Below are 10,320 nucleotides of genomic sequence, written 5' to 3'. Positions count from 1 at the left end.
CGAAAGCGGCAGCATTGGCCCGAAAACAGGCGAAAGCTGAAAATGCAGAAAAGCCGGAAATGGAAATGGATGCAGCGAAGCAAAAGGCAGCGGCAGCGGCCAAGGCGAAAGCGGCGGCGGCTGCGAAGACCAGGACTGCTGTAAAGGAAAACAAGGAAGGTAACACTCCTAGCGAACTTTCACCAAATCAGTCGAAACTCGATCAAATTGTTTCTGCTATTGAAAGCCATGTAGGGCAAGGGGCATTATTAGAGCACTATATTAATAGATTATCAAAAGATGTACCCACTTTAGTGGCTAAACCGGATACATATTTCTCAATAGCTAAATTTCTGCGGTATGATGCACAGCTTAACTTTTCGTATTTATCGGAACTTCATGGTACGGATTTTGAGTCCCATATGGAAATCTATGTACATCTACATTCGTTCAAAATGAACCAATCAGTTGCCTTGAAGGTGAAGCTTGATAGGGACTCTCCCGTTATTCCATCATTGGTCCCATTATGGTCAGGAGCAAATTGGCCAGAATGTGAGGCATATGATTTATTAGGGATTAACTTTAATGAACACCCTGATTTAAAGCGGATTTTACTTGGTGAAGAGTGGAAGGGGTATCCCCTTAGAAAAGATTATCAGCCTTATGATGTGGAGGTGTAAGCCCAATGTTAAGGACGGAAGAAATGCTTCTCAATGTCGGGCCACAGCATCCGAGTACACATGGTGTTTTTCGGCTTGTCATCAAGATTGACGGTGAGATTATAAAAGAGGCTACACCTGTCATTGGGTATCTGCATCGCGGTACGGAAAAACTAGCGGAAAATCTGCAATATACACAAATAATCCCATATACCGATCGGCTCGATTATCTAGCGGCAATGACAAATAATTATGTGCTTTGCCATGCTGTTGAGACAATGATGGGGGTGGAGATTCCCGATAGGGCAGAATATTTGCGGGTTATCGCGATGGAATTGGGCAGAGTTGCAAGCCACCTTGTATGGTGGGGTACATACTTGCTGGATATAGGTGCGACGAGCCCTTTCCTATATGCCTTTCGAGAGCGTGAAATGATCGTTAATTTATTGACTGAATTGTCAGGTGCACGTCTTACATTCAATTATATGCGTGTCGGAGGTGTGAAATGGGATGCTCCTGAAGACTGGATCGCGAAGGTCGCCGAGTTTGTCCCTTATATGAGGGAGCAGCTTGCCGGTTACCACGAGCTTGTGACAGGGAATGAGATCTTTGTTAATCGGGTTAAAGGGGTGGGCATCTATACGAAGGAAGAAGCCTTGCAGTATTCGCTTAGCGGTGCCAACTTAAGGTGTACAGGTGTGAAATGGGATTTGCGAAAAAAAGAACCATATTCCATTTACGACAGGTTCACATTTGATGTTCCTACAAGGGAAGAGGGAGATGCCTTTTCACGCTATCACTGTAGAATGGAAGAAATCGAAGAATCATTGAAAATCATCGAACAGGCCGTTGAGCAATTTCCAGAAGGGCCGGTCCTTGCTAAGGTACCTAAAATAATAAAGGTTCCTAAGGGTGAAGCATTTGTCCGAATTGAATCACCAAGAGGGGAAATCGGATGTTATATCGCGAGTGAAGGGAAAAAGGAGCCATACCGTTTGAAATTTCGCAGACCTTCTTTTTATAATCTGCAAATTCTTCCGAAATTATTGGAAGGGGAAAATATGGCGAACTTGATAACGATATTAGGTGCAATAGATATCGTTTTAGGGGAGGTGGATGGATAAATGATCAAGGATCTTCTCCACTCCGCTCCAAGCCTACTGAATTTTGGCATTTTTTTTGGTTTGGCAGTCCTGCTCCTGTTCGTCGTACTAGGGTTTGTGACCTATGGAATCCTTTCAGAACGGAAAATCATGGGGTTCATGCAAATGCGTGTCGGCCCAAACCAAATTGGGGGGAAATGGGGTCTCTTGCAGACCGTTGCTGATGTTTTGAAACTTCTGATCAAGGAAGATACGATTCCTAAAAAGGCTGATAAGCCGTTATATATTTTAGCTCCGGTAATTGCTTTTGCACCCGCTTTCATGGTCCTTGCTACCTTGCCGTTCACCGAGGCCTTCCAATTTGCTGATATAGGTGTCGGACTGCTTTATTATATTGCGATCTCCGGCATATCGACCATCGGTATCGTCACTGCGGGTTGGGCATCCAATAATAAATATTCTTTGATTGGCGGGATGAGGGCAGCCGCGCAAATGATATCTTATGAGATCCCCTTGGTGATGTCGCTAGTGGGAATCGTCCTCATTACAGGCAGTTTAAACTTGAATGATATAGTTGCAGCCCAGGAAAAGGTTTGGTTCATTTTTCTTCAGCCGATTGCATTTATCGTGTTTTTTATTGCATCGGTTGCTGAGTTGAACAGGGTTCCCTTTGACCTTCCGGAAGCGGAATCCGAACTTGTTGCAGGCTATCATGTTGAATACTCTGGATTTCGCTGGGCCTTCTTTATGTTATCCGAATATGTGTATATGTTTGCAATGGCAACGCTAACCACTGTATTATTTTTAGGAGGATGGAATTCTATTCCGTTTTTGGATTTTATTCCGGCAGCCATCTGGTTCGGTCTGAAGTTCAGTGCTGTATTCTATGTATTGGTCTGGATTCGTGTAACCTTTCCTCGTATAAGGGCCGACCAATTGATGGAATTCGGATGGAAAGTACTGCTTCCGGTTGCATTGGCAAATATATTTTTGACGGCACTAATAAAAGAATTGATTAACCTTTTTTAGAAACTTAAGCTGGTCGGAAAGCGAGGGATTTATATGCTTGGTTTAGCAAAAGGTTTAACCTATACATTAAAGAACTTGACAAGGAAAAAAGTGACCTATGACTACCCGAATGAGCCGCTTCCGCTCCCTGACCGATTCCGAGGAATCCAAAAATTCTATCCCGAAAAGTGTATCGTATGCAATCAATGCGTGACGATTTGTCCAACGGATTGTATTCAATTAACTGGTAAGAAACATCCGGACCCGTCGAAAAAAGGGAAAATCATCGATACGTATGACATCAATTTCGAGATATGCATTTTATGTGATTTGTGTACGGAGGTCTGTCCTACAGAAGCAATCGTGATGACGAATCAATTCGAGCTGGCCGAGTATAGCCGTGATCATCTATTTAAAAATCTGGAGTGGCTGGATGAAAATGATGAAAATATCCGGAAGGTGAATAAAGTATGAGTTTGTCGGGTGAATTAATTGCTTTTATTGGTTTGGCACTCGTCGCGATAGTAGGCGGGGTGCTGCTGATAACCTTAACAAAAGTGGTGCATATGGTAATTGCACTTGTTTTTACTTTCTTGGGCATTGCAGGCATTTATATGTTGCTTTCGGCCGAGTTTGTCGCCATTGTCCAAATCCTTATTTATTCAGGGGCAATTACGATCGTGATGTTATTCGGGATTATGCTGACAAAACACCAAGAAAATGATGCACCCGCTAAAGGGGGCTGGGGGAATTTCTCCTTGCTGGCAGCGATTGCTGGATTTGCCGTGGCGGTTTATCTGGGGATTTATAATCTGGATATACCTGTACAGCCAACGGCCTTGCATGAGGAAAATACGAAGCAAATAGGAATTGAACTTTTTTCAAAATATGTGATTCCATTTGAATTGATGTCGGTACTCCTGCTTGTTGCTTTAGTCGGTGCCATCGTATTGGCTAAAAAAGATGATGAGGAGGGAGATCGATCATGACGGGAGTCCCCTTGTCGGCTTACCTTGTATTGGCACTCGTTTTATTTTGTATAGGGCTGTACGGTGCCTTGACGAAAAGAAATGCGGTCATTGTTTTGATTTCAATCGAGCTGATGCTGAACGCTGCGAATATCAATTTAGTTGCCTTCAGCAAATTCGGGGTAACGCCATCCATTACGGGTCAAGTTTTTTCCTTATTCACGATTACGATCGCTGCGGCCGAGGCAGCTGTAGGGCTGGCTATACTAATGTCCCTTTATCGCAATCGGAAGACGGTCAATGTCGATGAAATGGAAATGATGAAGCATTGAAGGTTTATATAAATGAAGAAGGGGATTTGATACGATGATGGAGCACGCATGGCTCATACCGATCTTTCCACTCGTCACGTTTCTGGTTCTGCTTCTATCAGGCAGGCGGTTGCGGGAACGAGGGGCTTTTATAGGGATAATATGTACATTGGCTTCGTTTGTTTTATCATTGCTTGTCCTGATAGAACGATTTAAAGAACCTACTTATAATATATCGATAGATTGGCTTTCCTTCGGAGGGACGCAACTTACAGCTGGCTTCGAAATCAATCAGCTTAATGCCTTGATGCTTGTGGTCGTTTCCCTTGTCAGCCTGCTTGTCCAGATATATTCGAAGGAGTATATGAAGGGTGAAGTGCGATTCTCCATTTTTTATGCTTATCTGGGCTTCTTCACCTTTGCTATGCTTGGTCTTGTCATGGCACCTAATTTATTACAACTTTATATCTTTTGGGAGCTGGTCGGGGTGGGTTCTTTCTTGCTCATTGGGTTTTACTTTCATAAACTGGAAGCTAAGGCTGCTGCAAAGAAGGCATTCATCATGACCCGGATTGGGGATGTAGGACTCTTGATCGGCATCATTCTTGTATTCTGGGAAACAGGCAGCTTTGAATACGGGGAGATCTTTCAAGCTATTCAATCGGGCATGATATCAAGTGAAAAACTGACTTTAATCGCTATTTTGATTTTTATCGGTGCGGTTGGGAAGTCTGGACAATTTCCACTTCACACATGGCTTCCAGATGCAATGGAAGGCCCGACCCCGGTTTCCGCATTGATACACGCAGCAACCATGGTTGCTGCAGGGGTTTACCTGGTGGCGGCCATGTTTCCGTTATTCATGGCTAGTGAAGCAGCGATGCAGGTTGTAGCGATAACTGGTGGAATAACAGCCATATTTGCCGCAAGCATTGCCATAGTGCAAAAGGATGTTAAGCGTGTATTGGCCTATTCGACAATCTCCCAGCTCGGTTTTATGATGCTTGCTTTGGGTACTTCGGGATATGTGGCCGGGGTGTTTCATTTAATGACCCATGCTTTTTTTAAAGCCTTGCTGTTTTTGGCAGCAGGCAGTGTTATTCACGCTATACATACACAGGATATGGAAAAGATGGGCGGAATATGGGGCAAGATGAATTGGACTGGACCGCTGTTCCTGACAGGCACTTTGGCGATATCAGGGTTTCCGTTGCTCTCGGGTTTTTTCAGCAAAGATGAAATTCTAATGGCAGCCTGGGAGAATGGCAGTTATATATTGTTTGGTCTAGCAGTGGTCACCTCCTTTTTAACTGCGTTTTATATGTTCCGGCTGTTTTTCATGATCTTTGCAGGCGATTCGCGCAGTCAAGTAAAACAGGTCGAGGAATCACCTTCCATCATGTTAATTCCCATGTTCATATTGGCCTCGCTTGCTGTAATCGGCGGGTATATCCAAACACCGTGGTTTGGAACTTTCCTTGGGGAGTGGCTTGTGGAGGGAAATGAATCTCTTCTAGGCTCCAGCCATAGTGAGGGGCCCGTTTGGATAATGTTGTTGGCCGTGCTTGTATCGTTGGCCGGGATATACCTCGCTTATATGATATACGCTAAAAAGAAGTTGCCTCGGGAATGGCTTGCCAAAGAAAACTCCGAGGTATATAGGGTTTTAGAAAATAAGTATTATATTGATGAGATTTACCATTTTACTGCAGGCTATGCAATCAAAGGCCTTAGTATATTCCTATCTTATATTGAAAGGTTCATTGTCGGTGGCCTGGTTTCCACTGTAACAAGTTCAATAGAAGGATTGGGGAAAATAGGGTCTAAACTGCAAACAGGACAGGTGCAGCAATATGGCATGATAGCCTTTCTGGGACTTGCGGTACTGTTGGTGATTTTTGCAGTAACTGGGGGGTATCTAAGATGAATGTCTATTTGCTCTCGCTTTTAGTGTTTTCACCACTGCTGGGCATAGTGATGGTTGCCCTTATGCCGAAAAAAGAGGAAAGGACGATTAAACAATTTGGCTTTTTTGGAACACTGCCTCCCCTATTCCTATCGTTCTTTCTATACAGCCAATATTATTCGGGCGTGGCCCTGTCCTTATTTGACATTAAGTTAAATTGGATCAGGTTTGGGAATTTGGAGATGTATGATCCCAAGCTCTTTACGGTTGACTTTGAGTTGGGGGTGGATGGATTAAGTCTCACCTTCATATTACTGACAACAATCATTTCATCACTGGCCGCAATCGCATCCATTTATATAAAAAAAGAATGGAAAGGGTATTATTTGCTATTTTTGATCTTGGAGATTGGAATGCTCGGTGTCTTCACGGCAGAAAATTTGCTCCTTTTTTTCATCTTTTTTGAAATGACATTGATTCCTGCTTTCTTTTTAATTGGTAGATGGGGCTTTCTGGAGAGGGAGAGAGCCGCTTATAGTTTTCTGATATATAACGGCCTTGGTTCGGCTGTTTTATTGGTGGCCATTTTGATTTTGTTTGCCAGGACAGGGACGACCAACATCGCGGCATTGACACAGATGATGACAATGGGCGGCGTTTCGCTTTTTGCACCCATCTCCGGTTCGATGAAATATGGTTTATGTCTCGCCTTTCTCGTTGCATTTGCAATAAAGCTGCCCGTCTTTCCCTTTCACAGCTGGATGGTGCGGGTCCATGCAGAGGCACCTCCATCCATAGTCATGATACATGCGGGTGTACTATTGAAAATAGGGGCATACGGAATCATCCGGTTTGGAATGGGGATATTTCCTGAACAATATAAAAGCCTGGCCTTTACCATTGTCCTGTTTGGGGTTCTCAGTTTTTTATATGGTGCATTCCTGGCATTGGCACAAACGGATTTCAAGCACGTTTTAGCGTATTCATCAATTTCACATATGGGTATAGTCATGATGGGGCTGGGTGCATTGAATGAATCGGGCATTCAGGGAGCCATTTTTCAAGTCATCTCACACGGGCTAATTGCTGCATTGTTGTTTTTCTTGGTGGGTGTGTTGTACGAGCGGACGGGAACCACCATGCTTCCTAAGCTTGGAGGATTGGCCAAGTCGATGCCGATTTTTTCAGGGTTCATGTTAGCTTGCGGGATGGCTTCACTTGGTTTGCCTGGAATGTCCGGCTTCATCAGTGAATTCATGGTATTTCTAGGCTTATTCAAGAGTCAGCCGCTGCTTGCGGCAATAGGGGTGATCGGGCTGGTATTAACCGCTGTCTATGTACTGAGGGCGGTCATGCTGATGACCTTCGGGAAAAATGATAGCTTGATAGAAAAAGAGACAAGGGACCTTGGAAGCTGGGAGTTTTTGCCGGCGATGGTTCTTCTCGGTTTGATAATATCTGTTGGGGTATACCCAAATTTGTTAGGCGGGCCTCTTCAAGGCACGATTGAAGCCATGATGCTTGCTCTAGGGGGGCGATGAAGGATGGATTTGAACACGATGCTTTCTTATGATTGGGGAGCGATGATGCCGGAATTCATCATCCTTGGAACGGCCATGATTCTTTCGTTATTGGATTTATTCTGGCCGAAGCACTTTAATCGGAGAAGACTCGCATGGCTAGCGCTAACTGGAATCATTTTGGCATGTTTGTCACTGATTAGCCTGCTATCCTTTGAGACGGTCAGTATCTTATCCGATACGTTTCGTTTAGATTCATTTGCAAAAGCTTTTAAGCTGCTGCTATTATTCGGAGGGGCGCTAATCATCCTTCTGGCTGAAGGGTATGAACCGCCAGAGGGGCTGCGGGAGCACCGGGGGGAATTTTATTATCTATTCCTGACCGCTTTGCTGGGAGCGATGGTCATGTCCTCAAGCGGTGATTTGATAACCCTGTTCGTTGGACTGGAACTTCTTTCACTTTCATCCTATATATTAGTCGGAATCCGTAAGCATGATCGGAAGTCCAACGAAGCGTCCATGAAGTATGTGATAAACGGAGGCATCTCCACTGCCATCACTTTATTCGGGATGAGCTACTTATATGGAGTGACCGGTTCCGTCAATCTAGGCGAAATGAGCCGGACGATGGCTGCGATGACGGACGGCCAGCTGCAATACATTATGGGTCTCGCTTTCTTCATGGTATTTGTCGGTGTATCCTTCAAGATAGCTGCCGCTCCATTTCACATGTGGGCGCCGGATGTCTATGAGGGGGCACCGACACCGGTCGCAGCCTTCTTGAGTGTAATTTCGAAGATGGCGGGTTTTGTCATCATCCTGCGCATTTTTCTTTCGTTGTTCCTAACAGCTTCCGGTGATACATTCGGAGCGCTCGACTTTTTAGAAAAAAATAATATCTATATAGCTTCATTGGCAGGGCTTACGATCATCATTGGAAATGTGGTTGCGTTAAGGCAGCAAAATTTAAAACGATTGTTCGCCTATTCAAGCATCGCTCATGCGGGTTACCTGCTTGTAGCAGTGGCAACATTGGGCGGGGGATATTTCCTGCTGGATACTGTCTGGTTTTACCTAATGGCTTATCTATTAATGAATATCGGTGTATTTGCAGTCATTCAGTTGCTCTCCAGTCAAAGTGGGTCAGAAGATATTAGCATTCTTGCAGGACTTGGGAGGAAATCACCGTATCTTGCCATGGCATTCACTGTATTCATTCTGTCGCTTGCCGGTATTCCCGGGACGGCAGGTTTCATTGGCAAACTCAATATTTTTCTTGGAACATTCATAACGGAGCCTGGACATTTTGTCCTTGCGGGAATCATGATTGCAGGTACCATTGTGTCCTATGTGTATTATTTCGGATTATTGGTCCAGGTCTTCTTCCGACCCGTTCATTCAGAGAAGGCCATTAAAATTCGTCCGGGACTTTACACTGTGTTGATCATTTGCGTAATAGGCACCATACTATTCGGGGTGGCGCCAAATATTGCCTTTGATTTTATTCATGATCAATTTGGCGAATTTACAGACTTTATTTCGAGTAAATGATATAATGCCTGTATCAGAGGCTTGTTCCATTGGATCAAGCCTCTATTTACAGTTTTAAAAAGATATTTTGTAATTCTTCCTTTTAAATTCCAAATATGAAGGCGTTTTGTGTTAGAATAGAACTCGGGTGTCTTTTAGGAGGTATGTACATGTTTTCAGCAATGGGACAGCAGGCTTTAACGGGAATAATTGCACACTTGTTTTTCATCGCAGTTACCTGGTGGGCTTTACAGGCATTACATTTTGATAAATTGTTAAGATCCAATTCGGTCATCAAGGCCAGGGTTTTATATATTTTATTAACGGTTGCCATCGGTTCAGTTGTAAGTAATTTCTTCCTTGACTACCTGGGATTTGCAAACCAACTCCCGTATATGTTTAGTAATGACTGATAAGCTGTAAGACTTTTCTTATAGCAAAATATGATTCTACTCTTGTATTCGCTTTTGCTTCCCGCCAGTTTAAGGGGAAGATGTCACCAATTGTCGGAAAACTCGAAGTATGATCTCTCTCCTTATGGAAAGAATGTGAAAAAGGGGAGGGATTTAACATGTATTTTTTAAATAAAAAAATGTTAACATACATAGTATTTCTCGGTTTGATGGTGATTTTAATTGGGAATAGTACGATTGTGGCAGAAAATAAACCAGATATAGTTAAAATGGTGGGACTGCTACAAAATGATAAAGATTTAGACATAGGGGATTGGTCTGTACTCACGAGAGAAATAAATAAAGAGATTACAACTAAACGAGAGTTTGAAAGCGAAGTTACAGCTTTAAAACGAAAATACCCTCAATTTCAATGGCACCGGAAAGATGATGCTTCCGGCTGGAAAGCTGAGGCGTTAACTTACAATGTCGATTCAGGTCTGACCGAGTCTATCAAAATAATGACAACGGAAGAGAAATTTGATAAGGTTACCTATGTTATTTACGAAGTGAAGGGAGAAAAGTGGAAGAAAGCCAATGCGGCATTTTTTACTGCTACGTTCCAAAACAGGGTGAATGACCTATTTATAGGGACTCCTTCAATTTTTTCTTGTATTAAAGGGTCTATCAATGATAATATGGATTCGGTTTTAAACTCTAAAACTGAAGACCTGTTAGATATGTTCCAAGCAAGGGAAATTGAGAGTGTGCGTGAAACAAACTTTACATCTATATCTGCACATTCAACATTGTTTAAACAACCTTTGACAAAAGAAAAATTAAATTTGCAGTTTGGGCTACGGACAGAAGGATTGGGTGACCGAACGAACTTTGTAGTTGGCACACCAATCATAACGTTTGAATATTAATATAGAGAAAATGGA

Annotated in this window: 11 protein-coding genes; all 11 read left to right on the top strand. The window is 43.3% G+C overall.

Going from position 1 to position 10,320, the window contains the following annotated elements:
* On the top strand, nt 1-659 hold a 659-nt coding region (locus IOC57_RS22205; protein ID WP_207440734.1), incomplete at its 5' end, for an NADH-quinone oxidoreductase subunit C.
* A 5-nt stretch (nt 660-664) separates the two neighbouring features.
* Nucleotides 665-1,762 carry an NADH-quinone oxidoreductase subunit D gene (locus IOC57_RS22200; RefSeq protein WP_207440733.1) on the top strand — a complete coding sequence of 366 codons (1,098 nt, stop codon included), beginning with the start codon at nt 665-667 and terminating at the stop codon, nt 1,760-1,762.
* Nucleotides 1,763-2,770, top strand: coding sequence for an NADH-quinone oxidoreductase subunit NuoH (gene nuoH / locus IOC57_RS22195; RefSeq protein ID WP_207440732.1), 1,008 nt, complete (start codon nt 1,763-1,765; stop codon nt 2,768-2,770).
* Nucleotides 2,771-2,803: 33 nt separating this feature from the next.
* Entirely contained in the window at nt 2,804-3,223 is a 420-nt protein-coding gene (gene nuoI, locus IOC57_RS22190; RefSeq protein ID WP_048685828.1) for an NADH-quinone oxidoreductase subunit NuoI, read from the top strand.
* Nucleotides 3,220-3,738 carry an NADH-quinone oxidoreductase subunit J gene (locus IOC57_RS22185; RefSeq protein WP_207440731.1) on the top strand — a complete coding sequence of 173 codons (519 nt, stop codon included), beginning with the start codon at nt 3,220-3,222 and terminating at the stop codon, nt 3,736-3,738. Before nuoI ends, IOC57_RS22185 begins: the two co-directional genes overlap by 4 nt.
* Nucleotides 3,735-4,049 (top strand): NADH-quinone oxidoreductase subunit NuoK, encoded by a 315-nt coding sequence (gene nuoK, locus IOC57_RS22180; protein ID WP_207440730.1) that lies wholly within the window; start codon nt 3,735-3,737, stop codon nt 4,047-4,049. The genes IOC57_RS22185 and nuoK overlap by 4 nt, the downstream gene beginning before the upstream one ends.
* A gap of 34 nt (nt 4,050-4,083) precedes the next feature.
* Nucleotides 4,084-5,955, top strand: coding sequence for an NADH-quinone oxidoreductase subunit L (nuoL, locus tag IOC57_RS22175; protein ID WP_207440729.1), 1,872 nt, complete (start codon nt 4,084-4,086; stop codon nt 5,953-5,955).
* Entirely contained in the window at nt 5,952-7,475 is a 1,524-nt protein-coding gene (locus IOC57_RS22170) for a complex I subunit 4 family protein (RefSeq protein WP_207440728.1), read from the top strand. Before nuoL ends, IOC57_RS22170 begins: the two co-directional genes overlap by 4 nt.
* A gap of 3 nt (nt 7,476-7,478) precedes the next feature.
* A complete protein-coding gene (nuoN, locus tag IOC57_RS22165; RefSeq protein ID WP_207440727.1) occupies nt 7,479-9,005 on the top strand; it encodes an NADH-quinone oxidoreductase subunit NuoN in 1,527 nt (508 codons plus the stop codon).
* A 149-nt stretch (nt 9,006-9,154) separates the two neighbouring features.
* Nucleotides 9,155-9,397 (top strand): DUF1146 family protein, encoded by a 243-nt coding sequence (locus tag IOC57_RS22160; RefSeq protein WP_207440726.1) that lies wholly within the window; start codon nt 9,155-9,157, stop codon nt 9,395-9,397.
* Between the two features lie 158 nt (nt 9,398-9,555).
* The gene (locus IOC57_RS22155) at nt 9,556-10,305 is read left to right on the top strand and encodes a YwmB family TATA-box binding protein (RefSeq protein WP_207440725.1); all 750 of its coding nucleotides are present in this window, start codon (nt 9,556-9,558) and stop codon (nt 10,303-10,305) included.
* The last annotated feature ends 15 nt before the right edge of the window (nt 10,306-10,320 follow it).

It is taken from the genome of Bacillus sp. SD075, from assembly GCF_017355165.1.
Classification (GTDB): domain Bacteria; phylum Bacillota; class Bacilli; order Bacillales; family DSM-1321; genus Peribacillus.
This window is presented reverse-complemented; position numbering and strand designations above follow the sequence as displayed.